The sequence below is a fragment of the Actinomadura chokoriensis genome (assembly GCF_039529475.1).
In the GTDB taxonomy this organism is placed as follows: domain Bacteria; phylum Actinomycetota; class Actinomycetes; order Streptosporangiales; family Streptosporangiaceae; genus Spirillospora; species Spirillospora bangladeshensis.
On record NZ_BAAAMW010000004.1, the window covers coordinates 180,739 to 200,961 of the forward strand.

The 20,223-nt window shown below is 71.2% G+C and carries 17 protein-coding genes and 1 riboswitch; of the genes, 12 read left to right on the plus strand and 5 right to left on the minus strand.

Going from position 1 to position 20,223, the window contains the following annotated elements; all coding sequences use genetic code 11:
• Position 1: 1 nt before the first annotated feature.
• Positions 2–292, plus strand: coding sequence for a hypothetical protein (locus tag ABFX46_RS11465; RefSeq protein WP_346041742.1), 291 nt, complete (start codon positions 2–4; stop codon positions 290–292).
• On the opposite strand, the gene ABFX46_RS11470 is transcribed toward ABFX46_RS11465, so the two are convergent.
• On the minus strand, positions 283–1,110 hold the full coding sequence (locus tag ABFX46_RS11470; protein ID WP_346041744.1) for an MBL fold metallo-hydrolase: 828 nt from the start codon (positions 1,108–1,110) through the stop codon (positions 283–285). The two genes, ABFX46_RS11465 and ABFX46_RS11470, sit on opposite strands and share 10 nt — an antisense overlap.
• A 76-nt stretch (positions 1,111–1,186) precedes the next feature.
• Complete coding sequence (locus ABFX46_RS11475) at positions 1,187–1,561, minus strand: hypothetical protein (RefSeq protein ID WP_346041745.1); 375 nt, start codon at positions 1,559–1,561, stop codon at positions 1,187–1,189.
• A gap of 302 nt (positions 1,562–1,863) precedes the next feature.
• Between ABFX46_RS11475 and ABFX46_RS11480 the strand changes: the two genes are divergently transcribed.
• Positions 1,864–3,945 (plus strand): hypothetical protein, encoded by a 2,082-nt coding sequence (locus ABFX46_RS11480; protein WP_346041746.1) that lies wholly within the window; start codon positions 1,864–1,866, stop codon positions 3,943–3,945.
• Between the two features lie 345 nt (positions 3,946–4,290).
• On the opposite strand, the gene ABFX46_RS11485 is transcribed toward ABFX46_RS11480, so the two are convergent.
• Positions 4,291–5,508 (minus strand): hypothetical protein, encoded by a 1,218-nt coding sequence (locus tag ABFX46_RS11485; protein ID WP_346041748.1) that lies wholly within the window; start codon positions 5,506–5,508, stop codon positions 4,291–4,293.
• A gap of 762 nt (positions 5,509–6,270) precedes the next feature.
• Between ABFX46_RS11485 and ABFX46_RS11490 the strand changes: the two genes are divergently transcribed.
• The 9 genes from ABFX46_RS11490 to ABFX46_RS11530 all read left to right on the plus strand — a co-directional run bounded on the left by ABFX46_RS11490 (position 6,271) and on the right by ABFX46_RS11530 (position 15,532).
• The gene (locus ABFX46_RS11490) at positions 6,271–6,429 is read left to right on the plus strand and encodes a hypothetical protein (RefSeq protein WP_346041749.1); all 159 of its coding nucleotides are present in this window, start codon (positions 6,271–6,273) and stop codon (positions 6,427–6,429) included.
• Positions 6,430–7,212: 783 nt separating this feature from the next.
• The gene (locus tag ABFX46_RS11495; protein WP_346041751.1) at positions 7,213–10,314 is read left to right on the plus strand and encodes an AfsR/SARP family transcriptional regulator; all 3,102 of its coding nucleotides are present in this window, start codon (positions 7,213–7,215) and stop codon (positions 10,312–10,314) included.
• Between the two features lie 105 nt (positions 10,315–10,419).
• Positions 10,420–11,250 (plus strand): SAM-dependent methyltransferase, encoded by an 831-nt coding sequence (locus ABFX46_RS11500; protein ID WP_346041752.1) that lies wholly within the window; start codon positions 10,420–10,422, stop codon positions 11,248–11,250.
• A gap of 75 nt (positions 11,251–11,325) precedes the next feature.
• Positions 11,326–12,156, plus strand: coding sequence for an SAM-dependent methyltransferase (locus ABFX46_RS11505; RefSeq protein WP_346041753.1), 831 nt, complete (start codon positions 11,326–11,328; stop codon positions 12,154–12,156).
• Positions 12,157–12,223: 67 nt separating this feature from the next.
• Positions 12,224–13,051 (plus strand): SAM-dependent methyltransferase, encoded by an 828-nt coding sequence (locus ABFX46_RS11510; RefSeq protein ID WP_346041755.1) that lies wholly within the window; start codon positions 12,224–12,226, stop codon positions 13,049–13,051.
• Positions 13,048–13,263, plus strand: a complete 216-nt coding sequence (locus ABFX46_RS11515; RefSeq protein WP_346041756.1) for a DUF397 domain-containing protein — start codon at positions 13,048–13,050, stop codon at positions 13,261–13,263. Before ABFX46_RS11510 ends, ABFX46_RS11515 begins: the two co-directional genes overlap by 4 nt.
• A gap of 125 nt (positions 13,264–13,388) precedes the next feature.
• Positions 13,389–14,228 (plus strand): helix-turn-helix domain-containing protein, encoded by an 840-nt coding sequence (locus tag ABFX46_RS11520; RefSeq protein ID WP_346041758.1) that lies wholly within the window; start codon positions 13,389–13,391, stop codon positions 14,226–14,228.
• Positions 14,229–14,233: 5 nt separating this feature from the next.
• Positions 14,234–14,431, plus strand: coding sequence for a DUF397 domain-containing protein (locus ABFX46_RS11525; RefSeq protein WP_067636766.1), 198 nt, complete (start codon positions 14,234–14,236; stop codon positions 14,429–14,431).
• A 345-nt stretch (positions 14,432–14,776) separates the two neighbouring features.
• Positions 14,777–15,532 carry an ATP-binding protein gene (locus tag ABFX46_RS11530; protein WP_346041759.1) on the plus strand — a complete coding sequence of 252 codons (756 nt, stop codon included), beginning with the start codon at positions 14,777–14,779 and terminating at the stop codon, positions 15,530–15,532.
• Positions 15,533–15,602: 70 nt separating this feature from the next.
• Here the strand turns inward: ABFX46_RS11530 and metE are convergent, their stop codons facing one another.
• Both metE and rox read right to left on the minus strand, forming a co-directional pair.
• On the minus strand, positions 15,603–17,849 hold the full coding sequence (metE, locus tag ABFX46_RS11535) for a 5-methyltetrahydropteroyltriglutamate--homocysteine S-methyltransferase (protein ID WP_346041761.1): 2,247 nt from the start codon (positions 17,847–17,849) through the stop codon (positions 15,603–15,605).
• Between the two features lie 101 nt (positions 17,850–17,950).
• Positions 17,951–18,159: riboswitch (cobalamin riboswitch) on the minus strand.
• Between the two features lie 31 nt (positions 18,160–18,190).
• Positions 18,191–19,618 (minus strand): rifampin monooxygenase, encoded by a 1,428-nt coding sequence (gene rox / locus ABFX46_RS11540; RefSeq protein WP_346041762.1) that lies wholly within the window; start codon positions 19,616–19,618, stop codon positions 18,191–18,193.
• Between the two features lie 297 nt (positions 19,619–19,915).
• On the opposite strand from rox, the gene ABFX46_RS11545 reads away from it, so the two are divergent.
• Entirely contained in the window at positions 19,916–20,179 is a 264-nt protein-coding gene (locus ABFX46_RS11545) for an SDR family oxidoreductase (protein ID WP_346041763.1), read from the plus strand.
• Positions 20,180–20,223 lie beyond the last annotated feature (44 nt).

The window sequence follows — 20,223 nt, forward strand, 5'->3', positions numbered from 1 at the left end:
CGTGACGCTGGCCTGCCGGATCTTCGGACACGACTACGCCTTCACCGCCGAGGGCGCGACGATGCGCTGGTCGTGCGTGCGCGAATGCGGAGCCGGAGGCTCCAAGGAGTACGGCACCGCGTCCCAGGCGGCGCGGTACGCGCGCGCGTTCGACCGGAAGGACACCGACGACCTGGGACGCCGCGCGCCGTTCCTCGGCCTGTTCCCGCTGCGCATGGCCCGCGCGCTGAAGGAGCGCGTGAAGCGCGACGAGGCGAGGCGCGAGCCGGCGCCGGGGCGGCGTCAGGCCTGAGTGAACGTGTGGCTCTGGCCGGGCTCGACGTAGGTCGTCTGGTCGCCGAAGCCCCTGCGGTCCATCTCGCGGCGGAACTCGTCCAAGGGCGAGCTGAACACGCCGTAGTCGTTGTAGTGGACGGGGACCGCTCGTCCAGGGCGGATCGTCTCGAACAGGTCGGCGCCCTGCACGCCGTCCATCGTGACGATGATGCCGCCGGGCAGCTTGGTGCCGCCCAAGTGCAGGATGGCGAGATCGATGTTCCGGTTGCGGCGCGCGATCTGGTGGATCTCGTCGTACATCAGCGTGTCGCCGGTGATGTAGAGGCGGTACTGCACCTCGCCGGTGGCCGGGCCGAACTCCAGAAGGCTGCCCATGACCGGGGGCAGCAGCATGCGGGCGGGGCCGGGCGCGTGCCGTCCGGGCATCGAGGTGATCCGCAGCAGGGCGCCGTCCTTCACCATCGTGTGCGACTCCCAGGTGCGCAGCCCGAGCGCGTGCCGGAACCGGTGCCAGCCCTGGAGCCGGCGGGCCGCGTGCGGCGTCGTGACGATCGGCAGGCCCCGGTCGAGCTTCGCGCGGGCGACCCGGTCCCAGTGGTCGCCGTGCAGGTGGGACAGGACGACGGCGTCCAGGCGCGGCAGTTCCTCGATGCGCAGCGCGGGCTCGGTCAGCCGCTTGGACGAGAGCCCGAAGCCGAGATAGGCGCGCTGCCCGCGGTGCAGGAAGTTGGGATCGGTCAGCAGCGTGAACGGCCCGCAGCGCAGCAGCGCGGTGGCGTTGCCGATGAACTGCATCGTGACCTGCCGCAGCGCGAGTTCCGGTGCGGTCTTCATGCTCGTTCCCCCCTGAGTGGCACGGATGTGCTCTGACGACCCGTGATGCCCCCGGGGAGGGCGTCGAACCCTGCGGCTAGCCGATGTTGAGATCGCCCTGGACGTCCCGGAGCTGGACGACCCTCTCGGCCCTGCCGGTGAAGACGTTGACGACGCCGTCGTCCGCCGCGCTCGCGTCCGTGCGGGCCTGCTGCCAGATCGTTTCGAGCTCGGCGCGGAAGGCGGGGTCCTCGTCCAGGAGCCGCCGCACGACCCCTTCGAGCACCTCCGGCCGCTCCGGGTGCTCGGCCGCCGCCCGTGCCAGGGCCGCCTCCTCGCCCGGACGTCCCCGGAACCGCTCCCGGACCCGCCGGCAGAGTTCGGCGACGGCGGCGCGGACCGGTTCACCGGCGACCTCGACGGCCTTGCCGGCCATGGCGGTGGCGATGGCGACGGTCATGGGATCTGTCATGGCGGACAGTGCATCACGCGTGGGCGGCCATTGACCAGACGTTGACTCTTCTTGCGCGGCACCGAGTTGCAACTGTGCCTCTTGAGGCGGAAGTGGTTTTCCTTTGGCCGATATTCAAAGTGTCCTCCGATGGGGGAGTAGGTCACCATTTGCTGAGGCGGGGCGGGGTGCGGAGGCATGATCGTCTTGCCGCGGCCGAGGTGCCGGGTTATGTTGACCCGGATTCGGAAGTTCCCTGCCCGTGCGGAGTGGCTCCCTTGACCGAAGGCGATACCGGGGAATGGCGGACGGGGACACCGTCATTGCGAAATGAGGTCGCCGCGGACGTGTCCGGTTCGGTCGTCCAGGCGGGCATCGTGCACGGCGGCATCCACCTGCGGACCGCCGCGCCCGGCACCGGGTATCCGGCGGTGCCCGCGCAGCTGCCCGCGTCCCGCCCGTACTTCACCGACCGCGTCCGCGAGATGGGCGTCCTCGGGCGGCTGAGCGACGCCGTCCGGGACGGCGGAACGCCCGGGATCATGGTGATCAGCGGCGTCGGCGGCGTCGGGAAGACCTCCGTGGCGCTGGCCTGGCTGCACGCCGTCGCGGACGGGTTCGCCGACGGCCAGCTCTACGCCGACCTGCGCGGATTCTCCGCCGGGGCGCCCGCGCCGCCGAGCGAGTCCCTCGGCCGCTTCCTGCGGGCGCTCGGCGTGGCCCCCGAGGCGGTGCCCGCCGACGTCGACGAGCAGGCCGCGCTCTACCGCAGCGTCACCGCGGGCAAGCAGCTGATCATCATGCTGGACGACGCCGCGTCGGCGGCCCAGGTGCGCCCGCTGCTGCCGGGGCGCGGCCCGTCCATGGTGGCGGTGACGTCCCGGCGGCGGCTGCCCGGCCTCGCGGTCGACGGCGCGTCGTTCCTGCCGCTCGACCCGCTGGACGAGGACGGCGCCGTCGAACTGCTCGACCGGATGCTCGGCAGCGGCCGGACGGGCGCCGAACCGCAGGCCGTCCGGTCGCTGGCGACGCTGTGCGGGCGGCTCCCGCTGGCGCTGTGCACGTCCGCGGCGCGGCTCGCGACGCGCGGGCACTGGCGCATCGAGCGCCTCGTCGGCGAACTGGCCGACGAGCGGAACCGGCTGGCCGTCCTCGGCGAGGAGGATCTGTCCGTGCAGGCCGTCTTCGACGTCACCTACCGCGATCTGCCGCCGTCCGCGGCACGGCTGTACCGGCTGCTCAGCGTCCACCCGAACGGCCGGTTCGCGGCCCCGGCCGTGGCCGCGCTCGCCGGCGGCGACCCCGCACGCGACCTCGACGTCCTCATCGACGCCAACCTGGTGGACGCCGCCCCTGACGGCACGTACCGCTTCCACGACCTGGCCCACCTGCACGCCCGGACGGTTGCGGAACCGGACACCGAACGGTCGAGCGCCTTCCGGCGCCTGCTCGACCACTACCTGCGCATGGCCGTCGCCGCAGACCGCGTCATCATCCCCGACCGGTGGCATCTGGGGCGGGAGTACGACCGTCCACCCGCCGCCTCGTTTCCGGGCACCGTCGAGGCGATCGGCTGGCTGGAGGGCATGCTCCCCACCTTGCGTGACATGGTCGCCGAGGCGCACAAGCGCGGCCTCCACCGCGAGACGTGGGAACTGTGCGAGGCACTGTGGGGCGTCGTGGTGTTCCGCAAGCATTACGCGGTCTGGATCGAGACCCACGTAACGGGTCTCGCGTCAGCCACCGCACTCGACGACCCTCTGGCCCGTGCGCGGATGCTGGAGGCACTGGCGTCCGCACGGTTGAACCTGGGGGAGTTCACCGAGGCGGCCCGGCTCAGCCTTGAGGCACTCGCCCTCGAACAGGCCGCAGGCCACACTGACGGTGAGGCAGCGGCCTTGGAGCGCCTCGGCGTCGCGCAACTGGCGCAGGACCAGCTCGGCGAAGCCATCGAGACGTTCACCCGCGCCCTCGACGTGAGCAGGCGCGCCTCGGTGGACCCGGCGCGCGGCGTGGCGATGATGACGCGCCGGCTCGGCGAGACGCTCCTGCGCGACGACCGTCCCGCCGAGGCGGTCGAGCACCTCCACGCGGCCCGCGACTTCTTCGCCGGACGCGGCGACGACTACAACCTGGCCCGGACGCTCACCGCCCTGGCCGGCGCCCTCATCGACACCGGCCGCGACGCCGACGCGAGCGATGCCCTCGACACCGCCCGCGACGCCGCCGCCCGCGTGGACGCCCGGCACTCCCTGGCGACCGTCCACGTCGCACGCGCCCGTCTCGCGGGCCGCCGCGACGACGCGTCCGCCGAACGCGAGCACCTCGAACAGGCCGCCGCTATCTACGAGGAACTGGGCTCCTACCAGGCCCAGGCGATCCGAGACCGGCTTCGAGGGAGGTGAGGGCGCCGAGCCTTCCGCCGGCTACCAGCCGGAAATGCGCAACCGACGCGACCCACACCGCCGCGGACGGCGGCCCGCCGACCACGACCTCCCGCTCACCCCGTGCCCTGATGACGCACCGCCCCGGTTCGACCGCACACGCGACCAGCCCGTGGAATTCCACGGGCCGGTGCTCCGCACGGTGAACGAGCACGTCAGCGACCGGCGCCCACGGATGGTCCGCACCCTCCACGACGAGGTGCTCGTCCGCCAGCTGCTCCGGCGAAGGCCCTGCGTCGCCGACCGGCCGCCGGCTCAGCACCACCCGACCGGAATCGGACCAGACCCGCACCACCCAGGCGCCGCTCATATCGTCCGGCTCCCGATCGGCTCGGGCAGCGGGGGAGGCTCCGTCTCCGGCGGCTCGGCGGGCTCCGCGAGACCCATCAGCGCGTACATCTCCCGGCGCAGCAGGACGGCCGCCCGTCCCGGTTCCGACGTCAACCGCCCCCGCAGCTCCACCGCCGCCGGACGGCCCATCGCACACCTCACCTGATCCACCAGCGGCCGCTCCGGCACCAGGTGCGGGACGCGCCGCCCCAGCAGATCACTGAGCGACCCGGGCAGGACGTCGCCCTGCGGAAACGTCCCGAGCAGCACGGGAACACCCGCGGCGGCCGCGTACACGGACACAGAGCCGTGATCGCCGATCACGAGGTCGGCCGCCGCGATCGCGGCCCGCCACCCCTCCTCGAACGGCAGCAGCCCGGCCCCGAGCCGCAGGCAGTCGTCGAACCAGGCCCGCAACTGCCGGAAGCCGTGGAAACCCCACGTCACCGGGTGGACGGCCACCACGATGCGGTACTCGTCCGGCAACTCGGCCACGAGCCGCCGGACCAGGTCGCGATGCCGCCCGAGCAGCGCCTGCGGCCCCCACGTCGAGGACACCACCACGAGACGCCGCCCGTCCCCGACCCCGAACGCATCCCGGTACCGCTCGCGCAACGGGAGCCCGGCGGCGAGTCGATCGAACGCCGGATCGCCGACGATCCGCACGACGGGCAGCGCCTCGGGACAGACCCGCGCCAGCGCGCGCCGATGGTCCCGATGCGCCAGCGCGAGCACCGACGGGACGACCCGCCCGCCCGCGACGAACGCCTCCCGCCGCATCCCCGCGACCGGCCGCGCGGCCGGCGGCCCGGCCCCGTCCCACCGCCTCCCGAGCTTCCCCGGCCCGGCCCCGTGCTGGAGCATCAGCACCGGCGCGTGGACGCGCTCCAGCCCGCCGTCCCCCGCCGCGACCGCCAGATCGAACCGCGTCTGCGCCGCCTGCGCGAACGGAATCGTCAGCGCCCCTGACGCCGCCAGATGCCCCGCCGTCCCCGCCGCGAGTGCCGACGACGGCGCCACCGTGTACACCGTCTGGACACGCCGGTCCCGTTCCACCAGCGGCGCCACGTCCGCGAGCCGCGTAGCCGCCGTCAGATGGTGCACGACCATCAACACCGTCCGCAGCCCGGAAAGCGTCGCCCCCTTCCCCCCGTCCAGCCCGAACGGCCCAATGGACCACCCGTCGCCCGTCATCACACCCTCCTGCCCATCGCCCCAACGACAGACAAAAGGTGCGCCCACCCTGTGGACGCCTTCCTTGCACCCCCCTGGACGCCCCCCTTGCACCCCAGCCAGAGCCGCGCGGTTTCGTTGACCTGCGGCGTGTTGTTGTTATGAGCGCCCCGAAAACAACAACACGCCGCAGATCAACAAGGCGGCGGCCCGAGCGGCGTTTGCGGACGCCTTGGGGGTGGAGGGTGGACGCGGGTTCCGGCCTCTGACCGGAACCCGCGGCCTACTTCAGCGTTTCGGCTGCTCGGCGTCTGGCGCTGGCCTCGATCTTGTCTCACTGGCGCGCTGGTTGCCGCTGGTGCTCACTGTTCGCGGGCCATGCGCGGGCCATCGCCCGGAATGGTTGTTGCTGGTTACGGGCCGTCTAGGGCGCGGTCTATGGCCTTGTTGGCACGGGTCTCGGCTAGCTGGCGTGCGGGAGTTCCGGTTTCCGGTGCCGCTGCTGTGGGTGTACGCGAGTGGGCACGCCGACGACATCGGAGCCGTGGTGACGGTGCGGGCCTTGGCGGGTGGGACGTGGGGCTACTTCGAGGCGGGCAACGGGCGGTGCGGGGTTCATCACGCCGTGCGGGGACGCCAAGACGGCGGCCGAGGCCCTGGATGCCTTGTTGAAGCACCGCATGTTCCCGGTCGAGTGGGCCTGATCATGGCAGCGACCGGGAGATCGAGGGAGCACGGCAGGTTGTACAGGGCCGGCGAGCAGAGTTCGGCGGGGCGTTGGAGGTGGCGCTGGAGCGGGCCGGGAACGCTGGAGCGGACGGGGAGGCGGCGGCGTGCGGCAGGGAGTGGGGCGCGTGGTGGTGGCTGGCGTCGCTGGCGGTGTGGGGCTGGACGCCGCTGTGTGTGCCGGACTACGCGGGGCTCCGTCCCGCTGAGGCGTGACACCTGCGCGGCGATGACCTGACTCTGCCCACGTCTGGCTGGGGTCGGCCACCCTGTCGGGGAGCACTCCCGACGTGTGAGACACGTGGACCGATGACGGCGGCCAGTACGACCGGCGCTCCCTCAAGCACCGTCCGGCCGGTGACGTGCGCGTGGTCCCGCTGCCTTCCGTTCTGGTCGCGCTGCTGCGCGCACACCTGGAGTGGAGGCTGGAGGCGGGATCCGGCCCCTGACCGGAACCTGCGGTCTGCTTCAGCGTTTCGGTGGTGGCCGTGTCGGAAGGGAGACCTTCAGCAGTCCGCCCGGCCACGCAGGGCCCCGGACGGGGTGGAGCTCGAGTACTCCACCCCGTGCGCGAGTAGCGGCCTGGGCTCTACCAGATGAAGATCCAGCTGATCATGTTGCTCCCTATATGTGGGCGTGCACTTGCACGCGAATCTGCACATACGCATGCATGAACGATCGCGGCTCGGAACGCCACGTGCGGGGTCGGCCGCAAGATGGAATATATCCAGATACGGCGGTGCTTGTGGTGTTACTGGGGAATTTGGCGCTGAAGGGGAAGTCCTTTCGGTCCCTTCGGCTCTGATCCTTGCACACAAGCGGACATCCATGATGAGAATTGATATTTCGGGTACCGTGCCCCGGTCGCTCCTATTTCGAACATACGTTCCCTTGCTCCCCAATGAGGATTTGTACCAATTGCCACCGTTGGGCTGGATGGGGGTGGTAAGTCCGTATTTCGCGTGAGATCTTCATTTGTGGGGTCTTACGGAGGGGAAGATGGAGGAGGTCGCACTCCTCGGTCCGGTCGAGATGAGGGTGAGCGGGCGGCGGCTGGATCTAGGCACGCCGAAGGAGAGTTGCGTTCTGGCGGTCTTGTCCGTGGAGTGCGGGCATGTGGTGCCGCCGGACGTTCTGGCCGACCGGATCTGGGGGCCGGCCCCGCCGGCGCGGGCGCGGGCGACACTGACGAGTTATGTCTCACGGCTGCGGCGACGGCTGCGGGGCGCCGGGGTTCTCCAGCCGCCACTGCGGCACCGCCCCGGCGGCTATGTGCTGACTCTGGACCCGGAGGCGATCGACCTCCACCGGTTCCGGCGGTTGCGGCGCCAGGCGCGGGCCATCGCGGACAGCGGTGACGACGAGCACGCGCGCATCCTGCTGCGGGAAGCGGAGACGCTGTGGCGGGGACAGCCGCTCACGGGACTGCAGGGGGACTGGGTGCGTCGGCTGCGCGAGAGCCTGCGAGAGGAACTCCACGCGGCCCGGCTCGAGCGGATCGAGGTCGAACTGCGGCTCGGCCTCCAGGCCGATGTGCTCGGCGACCTGTTCCGACTCACCGACGCCAACCCGTTCGACGAGGGCGCCGCCGCCCTGCTCATGACCGCGCTGTATCGATGCGATCGGCAGGCGGAGGCTCTTGCCGTCTACCAGCGGATGCACAGGCTGCTCTCGGACGAGGCGGGCACGGAACCCGGTGAGAGGCTGCGACGCCTGCACGAGCGGATACTCCGGCGCGACCTCGGCCTGGCCGCCACGCCGGGATACGTGGCGGAGACCGTTCCGGCGGATCTGCTGCCACCAGGCGTCGATGACTTCGTCGGCCGTGACCGCGAGATCGAGATGCTGACACGTCCGGGACGGGCCGCGGACGGCCGGGCTCCGGTCTCGGTCATCACCGGCCTCGCGGGGGTGGGGAAGAGCGCGCTGGCACTTCGCGTCGCGCGCGAACTCGCCCACCGCCATCCCGACGCCCAGATCTATCTGGACATGCGGGGCCACGATCCGGAACGTCCGGCACTCGCACCGCACGCCGCGCTCGCGGACCTCCTGCGCCTGCTCGGCATCGCGCCCGCACGGATTCCGTCCGGCCTCGACGAGCGAGCCGTGCTCTGGCGGCAGGAGATGAGCCGGCGACGAGCCGTCGTGGTGCTGGACGACGTCATCGGCATCGAGCAGGTCCGTACCATCGTCAGCGCGCGTTCCACCCGGTTCCTGATCACGAGCAGGCGGCGGCTGACCGGGCTGACGGGTGCCGCCTACCTCCCCTTGGACGTCCTCGATGTGGAGGAAGCGCGTGCGCTGGCGCGCGGTATAGCGGGTGAGCGGCTCGCCGATGGGCACATCGACGACATCGTCCGCAGGTCGGGGCGGCTGCCGCTCGCCCTGCGCGTGGCGGCCGGCCGCGCCGCGGTATGCACGACCGGGCATGAGGACGACCTCGGCTCCCCTGCCGACTCCGATCAGGACGACGACCTGGCCCAGGCAGCGTTCGAGTTCTCCTACCGCGCTCTACCAGATGAGCCGAGGCGGATTCTCCGGCGGCTGGGGCTCAGCCCGTGTTCCGAAACCGGAATCGAGGACGTTCCCGTGCTGAGCGGCTGCACGGATGCCGCGTCGCGCGATGCCGTTGACACACTGCTCGATCACCATCTCGTCGAGGAGTTCCGCCCGGGTCGGTTGCGCATGCACGACCTCGTCCGTGCGTTCGCGCGATCCCGGGCGTTCACCGAGGACTCCAGCGGCGACCGAAGGCGTGCCATCGGGCGACTCTTGAACCGGTATCTCACGTGCGCGGACGGGGCGGATCGAGTCCTGCACCCGCACCGGCGCAGGCTTCCGCTCCCGGGGGGACCACCGGATGTCACCGCAAGGCCGAGCACGAGTACTGAGGCACGGACATGGATGAAGCGTGAATGGCGCAACGGCCTGGCCCTCGCCCATCACGCGATCGTGCATGAGTGGAAGCGGCAGGGCATCCTCCTGGTGCATCTCCTTTCCCGCTACCTGGAGACGCATGAGCTGCATGAAAGCGCGGCGGAGGCTCAGCGGGAGGCACTTCATGCGGCACGCGAGCTCCGAGACATCGCCTGCACCGCGCGGATGCTCTTCGAGTTGAGCCTCACCAATGCGCGCATAGGGCGTTTCGCTGCGGCGTTGGAGTTCGCTCAGGAGGCCCTCGCGCTGTACCGGGGTGCGGATGACCAGCCGGCGGTGGCGGAAGTGCTCGACCGCACTGGCATTTACCTGTGGGGAACCGGACGCTACCGCGAAGCTCTCGCTCATTACCAGGAGGCCCAGGTGATCTACCGCCGGGCCGGCGATCAGCACGGCGAGGCGGAGGTGCTCGACCACGCGGGAATCGTCCTATGGCACCTCGGGCGCTACGAGGAGGCCGTTCTCCATTTGCGCGGCTCGATGGAAGCGTATCGGTCGAGCGGAGACGAACGCGGCGAGGCCGGAGCACTGAACAATCTCGGCGAGGTGCAGCGGCAGCGCGGCTACCACAGGGATGCGCTCCGGCACTATCTCGAAGCGAGTCAGGTGTTCGGCAGGTTCGAGGAGCACCGCAACAGCGCCATTCTGCAGAACAACATCGGGAACGTTCACCAGTACAAGGGGAACTACGCTGAGGCACTGCGCTGCTACCGAGAGACGATCGCGGTGTTCCGGGCGGCGGGCGACCGGCGGAGCGTCGCCGACACTCTCAACAGCCTTGGGGTCACCTATCTGCTGATGGATCGCCCGGCGGAGGCGCTGGTCCATCACGAGAACGCCGAACGGATGGCGCAGGAGATAGAAGACCCTTACCAGCGCGTGAGGGCTGTGCAGGGAATCGCGGACGCACACCTTGGTACCGGGCGCGCCGCGGCGGCGCTCGATCATTACCGGGAGGCGCTGTCGGTCGCGCGCGGTATCAGCGACCCGTACCACGAGGGAAAGGCGCACGAGGGGATCGCGGCCGCGCTTCTGCAGCTCCGCGGGCCCGATGCGGCGCGGATCCACTGGCGGCAGGCGCTCGACCTGTTCGAGCGGCTCGGGGTTCCCGAGGCCAGGGCGATCGCGATCCGGCTGCAGACGATGGACGGTGTTTCCGCCTGATCCAGGCCCCCGCCGACCGGACCGTTCGCCACCGAAGCATCGCATCGCCTGGACGGGTTGCTTCATAATTCGTGCATCACAAGATGCGGCAATGGAGGCGAAACGGTGGGCGACATCGAGGAGGCTCCACCCGGGGTGGACATCACCGTCCCCAGCCCGGCGCGAATGTACGATCACATCCTCGGCGGTTCGGCCAACTACGCGGTCGATCGCGAGGCCGTGCGGAAAGTCCGCGCGCACATGCCCGGCCTGGAAGAAGCGGCATGGGCGAACAGGGGTTTTCTGCAGCGTTCGGTGCGGTGGCTGGCCGAGCAGGGCATTCGGCAGTTCATCGACATCGGCGCCGGCCTGCCGACGGGCGACAACACGCATGACGTGGCGCGGTCGGTCGCGCCCGACGCGCGGATCCTGTACGCCGACAATGACCCGCTGGTGGCGATCCACGCGAACGCGTTGCTCGCAGGCGTGCCGGGGACGGCGTTCATCACCGCCGACTTCCGCGACCCGGACGGCCTGCTCGGGCACGAGCAGACCCGGGCGATGATCGACTTCGCGCGGCCGGTGGCGCTGCTGCTGGTGACGGTGACCCACTTCGTCGCGGACGAGGACGACCCGTGGGGCCTCATCCGGAGGTACATGGACCGGCTCGCGCCCGGCAGCCACTTGGCCCTGTCGGCGATCAGCGACGACCGGCAGGGCGGCGAGGAACTCGACAAGGTCACCGCGGTGTACGCGAGGTCGTCGTCCGGCGGGGCCTACCCCCGGCCCCGGGCGGAGATCGAGCGGTTCTTCGACGGCCTTGAGATCGTCCCGCCGTACAAGGGGGCGCCCGCGGAGGTGTGCCACCTCGGTGAGTGGGGCGTTGAGGACCCTGGCGCGGCGGACAGTGACGGCTCGCGGCTCGGCTATGCGGCTGTGGCGAGGAAGCCGGAGTGAGGAAGCCAGAGTGAGGAGGCCGACCGTGGAACAACCGGCGGGCTCATCCAGAGAAACGGCAATGGAGGCCGAACAATGAGCGACATCGAGCAGGCTCCACCCGGGGTGGACGGAACGGTCCCCAGCCCGGCTCGCATGTACGACTACATCCTCGGCGGTTCGGCCAACTTCGCGGTCGACCGCGAAGCGGTCGAGAGGGTCCGCGCGCAGATGCCCGATCTGGAGGACGCGGCGTGGGCGAACCGCGGTTTCCTGCAGCGTTCGGTGCGGTGGCTGGCCGAGCAGGGCGTCCGGCAGTTCATCGACATCGGCGCCGGCCTGCCGACGGGCAACAACACCCATGACGCGGTGCAGAAGGTCGCGCCCGACGCGCGGATCCTGTACGTCGACAACGACCCGATGGTCGCGGCGCACGCGAAGACCCTCCTGGAGGGGGCGTCGGGGACGGCGTTCATCACCGCGGACTTCCGCGACCCCGAGGGGCTGCTCGGGCACGAGCAGACCCGGGCGATGATCGACTTCGCGCGGCCGGTGGCGCTGCTGCTGGTGACGGTGACCCACTTCGTCCCGGACGAGGAGGACCCGTGGGGGCTCGTGCGGCGGTACGTGAGCCGGCTGGCGCCGGGCAGCTACCTGGCGCTGTCGGCCATCACCAGCGAGCGCCAGATCGACCGGGCGGTCGACACGGTGCGGAGCGTGTACGCCGGCTCGTCGTCCCCCGGCGGGTTCCCGCGGAGCCGCGCGGAGATCGAGCGCTACTTCACCGGCCTGGAGATCGTCCCGCCGTACGACAACGCGCCCGCGGAGATCTGCTACGTGGGGCAATGGGGCGCCGTGGACGCCGACGATGCGGATACAGACGGCTCCCGCTGGGGCTACTGCGCCGTGGCGAGGAAGCCGGAATGACGAGGCCGACGATCGCGTACCCGCGCACGGCGGGCACTTCCCCCGATGCGGTAATGGAGGCGAAGCAGTGAGCGACATCGAGCAGGCGCCACCCGGGGTGGACATCACCGTCCCCAGCCCGGCTCGGATGTACGACTACTACCTCGGCGGCACCGACAACTTCGAGGTCGACCGTGCCGCCGCGGACAAGGTCAAGGCGAACATGCCGGAGGCCGGCGACGCGGCATGGGCGAACAGGGGCTTCCTGCAGCGCTCGGTGCGCTGGCTGGCCGAGAACGGTATCCGGCAGTTCATCGATCTCGGGGCCGGCCTGCCCACGATGAACAACACCCACGACGCGGCGCAGGACGTCGCGCCCGACGCCCGGGTCCTCTACGTGGACAACGACCCGATCGTGGCGGTGCACGCGGGCAAGCTGCTGGCGGGCTCGTCCGGGACGGCGTTCGTCACGGCCGACTTCCGCGAGCCGGACGCGCTGTTCGACCACGAGGCCACCCGGAAGATGATCGACCTCGACCGGCCGGTGGCCCTGCTGCTGGTGGCGATGGTCCACTTCGTGCCGGACGAGGACGACCCCTACGGCCTGATCCGCGGGTACATGGACCGGCTGGCGCCCGGCAGCTACCTGGCGCTGTCCGCCGGAACCAACGACCGGCAGGCCGACCGGGCGGTCGGCACGATCAGGGACGTGTACGCCAAGTCCACCGCGGCCGTCCACATGCGGACGCGGGAGGAGGTCACCCGGTTCTTCGACGGGCTGGAGATCGTCCCGCCGCACGGCAAGGCGGGGCGCGAGGTGGCCTACATCGGCGAATGGGGCGCTGAGGACCCTGACGCCGCCGACAGTGATGGGTCGCGGTGGGCGTACTGCGGTGTGGCGAGGAAGACAGCATGAAGAAGCCGACTGCGGAGGAGTTGGGCGTCGACCCGGACGCCCTGGACTGGCAGCGCTCGGGGAGCGACGAGGGCGGCATCGAGGTCGCTTTTGTCGGCGAATGGACGCTCTTGCGCACGTCCGGCCAGCTCATCTCGGTGTTCGACGAGCACGAATGGGCCTGCTTCCTGGACGGCGTGCGGAAGGGCGAGTTCGACCGGGCCGCGTCCTGAGGCGTCCTCATGAAGCCGTTACCCGACGGGATTCGTGATGCGCTTCCTGATCCGGCCAAATCTGTGATTCACAAATTCGGAAGGCGTATGCTGATGCCGGCCGTATGTCAAGGGAGGTGGCGCCGATGAGCGAGGCGTACGGCGCCACGATCGCCAAACGGGGGCTGGCGCGCCGCCTGCGGGATCTGCGCGTCGAGGCCGGATACACGGCCAACCAGGTCTGCGACCGGTTGAACTGGGGAAGAGGCAAGGTCGGCCGGTTCGAGGCCAACAACTGGGTTCGTCCCGAGCTCAGTGACATCCGCGACCTGGCGCGCATCTACGAGGGCAGCGACCTCGACGAGCTCGAGGAACTCGCGACGCGCGCCCGGCAGCGGGCCTGGTGGCGTGACTACCCGGACGTCTTCAACAACGAGTTCCCCGGCTACGAGGGGGACGCGTCGAGCATCCGGGTGGTCATGCCGCTGGTCATCCCCGGGTTGCTGCAGACCCTGCCGTACATGCAGGCGCTGCTGATGTCCGGCACGCAGTCGCCGGAGTGGCGCGAGAAGGCGCTGCGGGCCCGGCTGCGCAAGCAGCAGATCCTCGACCGCGACGAGCACGCGCCGACCCTGACCGCCCTGATCACCGAGGCGTCGCTGCTGTACGAGTGGGGCGACCCCGGCGACCGCCGCGCCCAGCTCCGCCACCTGCTGACCATGTCGGCGCGGCCGAACGTCGAGCTGCGGCTGCTGCGCCTGTCGGACGGGCTGCACCCCGGCATGTCGACCCTGGTCAACATCTTCGATTTCCCCGGCGGCGAGCCGTCCATGGTCTTCCTCGAGAACGACGAGGAGGTCCAGGAGATCGACGACGCCGCGAAAGTGGAGGCCTATGGCGAGATCTTCGAAGAGATCCGCGCGGCGGCGCTGAGCGCCGCCGGCACCGCGGCCCACCTGGAGGCACTCATCGCGAAGCTGGAGTAAGACTCATGGACCTCTCTCAGGCACGGTGGTTCAAGGCCACCGCGAGCGCGAGCAGCAACGGGGGATGCGTCGAGGTCGCCGACCTCGAGACGGCCACCGGGCTGCGCGACAGCAGGACGCCGGAGGCCGGGGCGCACGTGGTGCCCCGGTCCGTCTTCGCGGCGTTCCTCGAAGACGTGCGGGCCGGCAGGTACGACCGCTGACTGACCGGGCCGCACACACGATCCCCCAGGGCTGCACCCCTGGGGGATCTTCATGTGTGCGGCCCTCTCTCAGGCGCGTCCACGGTACAGCGCCGCGCACCGGCCGTCCCGGGTCCGCCGGTACACGTTTCTTGCACCGCGGGGGGACGTACTTTAGACGCTTTCGGGCGCATCGGTGAACGTCTCAACTTCTCCCGCATGATCCTTGCGATGTACCGCCCCCGGCGGCCAGAAATGTGCGAAGCTGGGTTCTGTGATTCACACATAGCGAGTCGCGAACCGTGGAGGTTCAAGGCGCGAATGTCTGAATCGCGAATGTCTCCGTAAACCCCCGAGGTGGGCGCCATGACGAAGGCCGCGACGACGTGCGGGATTCCGTGGAGGCTGGAGAACGGCGGTTGCGCGGCCCTGCCCCTGCCCCCGGACGACACCATCGCGCGGGTGGCCCGCGCCCACATCACGGGTCTGCTCCCCGCACTCGGGCTGTCCGGCCAGGACGTCGACGACATCACGCTCATGGTCAGCGAGCTGGCGACGAACGTCTTACAGCACGCCATGCCCGGCGACGGCCCGTCCGGCGCGGAACTGTGGGTCTACCAGCGCACGAGCGCGTGCGGCCGGGACGAACTCGTCGTCAAGGCGTTCGACACGCTGCGTGCGTGGCGGCCGCAGGCGCCCGCCGGCCCGATGCTGGAGCACGGCCGCGGCCTGGAGATCATCGAGCTGCTCACCCGCGGGCGGTGGGGGCACCACCCGTCCCGCTCCCGGCTGCGGACGCCGGCCGTCCGGGGGAAGGCGACCTGGTTCGCCCTGCCGCTCCCGCGCACCGGGCGCCGCCGCCGGCACGTCTGGCGGACCGACGAGCGGCTCGCCACGAAGGACCTGCACGCGCTGCTCGTCCAGCGCGGCATCCACGACCTGGAGCCGGGCGACGAGCTCGGCGCCTCCGTCATCTCGGGGCCCGGTGACCTGACCGTCTGGTGCGAGTCGGCGACGTTCCGCTGGTGCGCCCCGTCCGGCGAGTCCGGCAAGCTGCCGGTCGCCGACATCACCGAGGTGTGCGAGGAGCTCGTCCGCCTCTGGGAGTCGATGCACGACTGAGGCCGGCAACGGCCGCGCGATCGGCCGCCGCATGGCCCGGGGTGGGGGCGGGCCATGCGGCGGCGGGGGGTCAGCCGCGTTTGCCCGGCAGTCCGGCACGGACGCGGTGCGCGGCCGTGACCAGGTTGCGCAGCGAGGCCTCGGTCTCCGGGTAGGCGCGGGTCTTCAGCCCGCAGTCGGGGTTCACCCACAGCCGTCCCGGCTCGACGGCCCGCAGCGCGCGGCGCAGGTTGTCCTCCATCTCCTCGGCGGCGGGGACGCGCGGCGAGTGGATGTCGTACACGCCCGGCCCGATCCCGTTCGCGTACCCGGCGGCGCGCAGGTCGCCGACCAGCTCCATGTGCGAGCGGGCCGCCTCCACGCTGGTGACGTCGGCGTCCAGCGCCCCGATCGCGCCGATGATCTCGCCGAACTCCGAGTAGCACATGTGGGTGTGGATCTGGGTGGTGTCCTTCACCCCGGACGTCGCCAGCCGGAACGCGCCGACCGCCCAGTCGAGGTAGGCGGGACGGTCCTCGTCGCGCAGCGGCAGGAGTTCGCGCAGCGCCGGCTCGTCCACCTGGATGACGCGGATGCCGGCGGTCTCCAGGTCGGCGATCTCGTCCCGGAGCGCGAGCGCGACCTGGCGGGCGGTGTCGGCGAGCGGCTGGTCGTCGCGGACGAACGACCAGGCGAGCATCGTGACCGGCCCGGTGAGCATCCCCTTGACCGGCTTGCTCGTCAGCGACTGCGCGTACGCGGCCCAGCCGACCGTCATCGGACGGGGCCGCGCGACGTCGCTGTGCAGGATCGGCGGGCGCACGTAGCGCGACCCGTACGACTGGACCCATCCGTGCTCGGTCGCCGCGTACCCGTCGAGCTGCTCGGCGAAGTACTGCACCATGTCGTTGCGTTCGGGCTCGCCGTGCACGAGGACGTCCAGGCCGAGGTCCTCTTGCAGTGCGATGACGCGGGCGATCTCGGCCTTCATCGCGGCGGTGTAGTCGGCCTCGGTGATGCGTCCGGCCCTGCGGTCGGCGCGGGCCCGGCGGATCTCGGGGGTCTGCGGGAACGAGCCGATCGTGGTGGTCGCGAGGTCGGGCAGGCCGAGCGCGTCCCGCTGGGCGGCGAACCGGGCGGCGCGGTCGCCGCGCCGGGTGTCCCCGATGCCGCCGAGCCGCTCCCGGACGCCCCGGTCGACGCCCGGTCCGGGGAGCGGCGCGCCGTCCGGGATCGGGACGCCGTCGCCGAGCGCCCGTCCGAGCGCGACGACCTCGGCGACCTTCTGCCGGGCGAACGCGAGGCGTCCGCGGACGTCCGGGTCGAGCGCCGTCTCCGCGTCGAGGTCGAGCGGGACGTGCATCAGCGAGCAGGACGTCCCGACCACGATCTGGTCGACGAGGCCGAGCACGGACGCGCAGGCGGCCAGCGCCTTCCGGGAGTCGGTGCGCCACACGTTCCGGCCGTCGACGACCCCGGCGACGAGCGTCTTGCGCGGCAGCCCGCCGACCGACGCGAGCACGTCCACGGTGCCGGGCCCGGCGACGAGGTCGAGCGCGACGGCCTCGACCCGGCTGCGCGCCAGCACGCGCAGGGCGTCCGCGCCGATCGCGCCGAAGTACGCGGCGACCATCAGCCGGGGCCTGCTGGACAGCCGCCCGAGCCGCGCGTACGCGTGGGCGAGCGCGTCGATCTCCGCCGCGCTCCGGTCGGCGACGAGCACGGGCTCGTCCAGTTGCACCCACTGCGCACCCGACCCCGCGAGCCGCTCCAGGATCTCGGCGTAGACGTCGACGAGCCCGTCGAGCAGGTCCAGCGTGCGGAACCCGTCCACGGCGGGCTTGGCGAGCAGCAGGTAGGTGAGCGGGCCGATGAGCACGGGACGCGTCTCGATGCCGAGCGCCCTCGCCTCCCGGTACTCGGCCAGCGGCTTGGCGGCGGCCCCGTCCGCGAGCCGGAACCTGGTGTCCGGACCCAGCTCGGGGACGAGGTAGTGGTAGTTGGTGTCGAACCACTTGGTCATTTCGAGCGGCGGGACGTCCTGGACACCGCGGGCCATGGCGAAGTACCGGTCGAGCCCGGTCAGCCGCCGGTAGCGGTCCGGGACGGCGTCGACCAGCACGCTCGTGTCGAGCATCTGGTCGTAGAAGGAGAAGGTGTTCGACGGGATCGCGTCGACTCCGGCGTCCCGCAGGCCCGTCCAGACCTGGGCGCGCAGGTCGGCGCCGGTCCGGGCGAGGGCGTCGGCGTCGATGCGCCCCGCCCAGTAGTCCTCGGTGGCGACCTTCAACTCCCGGCGCGCCCCGATGCGGGGATATCCGAGGATCGTCGTGTTCATGGCGGCTTCCCTCGCTGTGCCACGGGCGACCGCGAGGACGGCACGGCACGGCGGAGCCGCGTCGCCGGCCGTCCCACGAGGCCGCGGACCACCGCGCGCCGGGCGGCGCGCGGGCGGAGGCAGGTCTTCGGACTCGCGGGCGTCGCCTCCTCGGAGGAGGCGTCCTACTGGCCGTCGCTTCCCAGGCCGGCGGGCCCAGTGCGTATGACGGCGGTCGTTCCCGCTCACCGCTGCGGGGCAGTCCCGGACTCGCACCGGGTTCCCTCTTACGACGCTCGAAACGAGCGAACCATCCGCATCCGGAGTCTACCGCCGCCTCGCCCGCGCGCCCCGGGGCGCCGTCAGGCGGCGGGCGGGCCGAACCAGCGGGGCAGGTGTTCGAGCAGGTCGGCCTGGTCGTCCCCGACCCAGGCGACGTGGCCGTCCGGGCGCAGGAGAACGGCGGGCGCGTCGAGTTCCGCACTGGCGCCCGCGACATGGTCGACGCGGTCGGCCCATCCGGTGACCGCGAGCCGGCCGGTCTGGTCGAGCAGCAGCCCGCGGCCCTCGTGCATCAGCCCGTAGAGGCGGCCGCGCTTCAGCGGGACGTCCCGCAGCCGCCGGCCGAGCAGGGGATGGCCCTCCCCGAAGTCGTAGCGGACGCCGATCGCCGTGGTCTTCTCGATCAGGTACCGGGTCACCTCCCCGACGTCCATCAGCTCCGCGAGCAGGCGGCGCACCGCCTGCGGGCCGGGCTCCAGGGACAGCAGCTCGGCCTGCGCGCGGGTGTTGTTCAGCACGTCGGCGGCCACCGGGCGCCGCTCGGTCTCGTAGGTGTCGAGCAGCGTCTCCGGGGCCCGTCCGACGACCGCGGCGGCCAGTTTCCAGCCGAGGTTGAACGCGTCCTGGACGCCGAGGTTGAGCCCCTGCCCGCCCAGCGGCGGATGGACGTGCGCCGCGTCGCCGGCCAGCAGCACCCGGCCGGCGCGGTAGCGCTCGGCGAGCCGGGTCGCGTCGCCGAACCGGGACAGCCAGCGCGGCGAGTGGACGCCGAAGTCGGTGCCGGCGAACACCCGCAGGCGCCGTTTCACCTCGTCGAGCGAGGGCGGTGCGGCGCGGTCCCCGGACACGCCCTCGGCGAGCACGACGGCGCGGTAGACGCCGTCGCCGACCGGGCCGACGCCGAACGTGCGATGGGTCTCACGGACGTCCGCGACGATGGCGGCCATCTTCTCCGGGTCCTCGGTCGCCTCCATCTCGCCGGTCAGCCACTCGGTCTTCGCGGGCTCGCCGGGGAAGCCGACGCCGAGCAGCTTGCGCACCGTGCTCCGGCCTCCGTCGCAGCCGACGAGGTAGCGGGAGCGCAGGCGTGCTCCGTCGGCGAGGTCGGCGGTCACCCCGTCCTCGTCCTGGCTCAGCCCGACCAGCTCGCAGCCGCGCCGGACCTCGGCGCCGAGTTCGGCGGCCCGCTCGGCCAGCAGCCGGTCGGTGACCGGTTGCGGAATGCCGAGGATGTAGGGATGCGCGGTGTCGAGCCGTTCGGGCTGCGGCTTGTCGATACCGGCGAAATGGCCGCGGAGCGGATACTTGGTGCCGTGCGCGAGGAAGCGCTCCAGCAATCCGCGCTGGTCCATCACCTCGATGCTGCGCACATGCAGGCCGAGCGAGCGGACAATTCTCGTCGGCTCCGCGTCCTTCTCCACGACGAGCACGCGCACGCCGTGCAGCCGCAACTCGGCCGCCAGCATCAGGCCGGTCGGCCCGCCGCCGGCAACGATCACATCGATCAAGGAAACCCCCCGTTTCCGCAGGTTCTGGCGTCGGCCCACGATTGTGCGGCATCACCCGGGCCTTGCCGCAAGCCCCCCTGCGTGCTATACGTTAGTAGTGGCAAGGAGCCCGTTCTCCTTGCCTTTTTCGTGTGCCGGGGACGATCCTCGCTGATGGCCCATGTGTGCAGTTACCTCTGGGACGTGACGTCCGCAAACGCGAAAAGGCGTGGACGGTGACGACCGACATTTGCTGAAGATGTTCTGGGCGCCCGTCGCAGATCGCGGGCGCGGACGACGTCGTTGAAAGGGGATGCCGTGAGTCGGTCGTACGTGGTGACCGGGACGGGTGGTGCCGTCGTGAATGTCTCGTCCCATCAGGCGCAGCGTCCGGTGCGCGGTTCCCTCCCGTACGCGACGGCGAAGGCCGCCATTGAAGGGCTCAGCCGGGCACTCGCCGTCGATTACGGACCGCACGGCATCCACACGAACGTCGTCGCGCTCGGATCGATCACCACCGAGCGGTACGAGAACTTCCTCGACGGCCGGGACCCCGAGGAGGCCCGGCCGCCGGAGCGCTGAGCGGCGGGCGGTCGGGTGTGAGTGCGTCCGAGGACGCAGAGCGG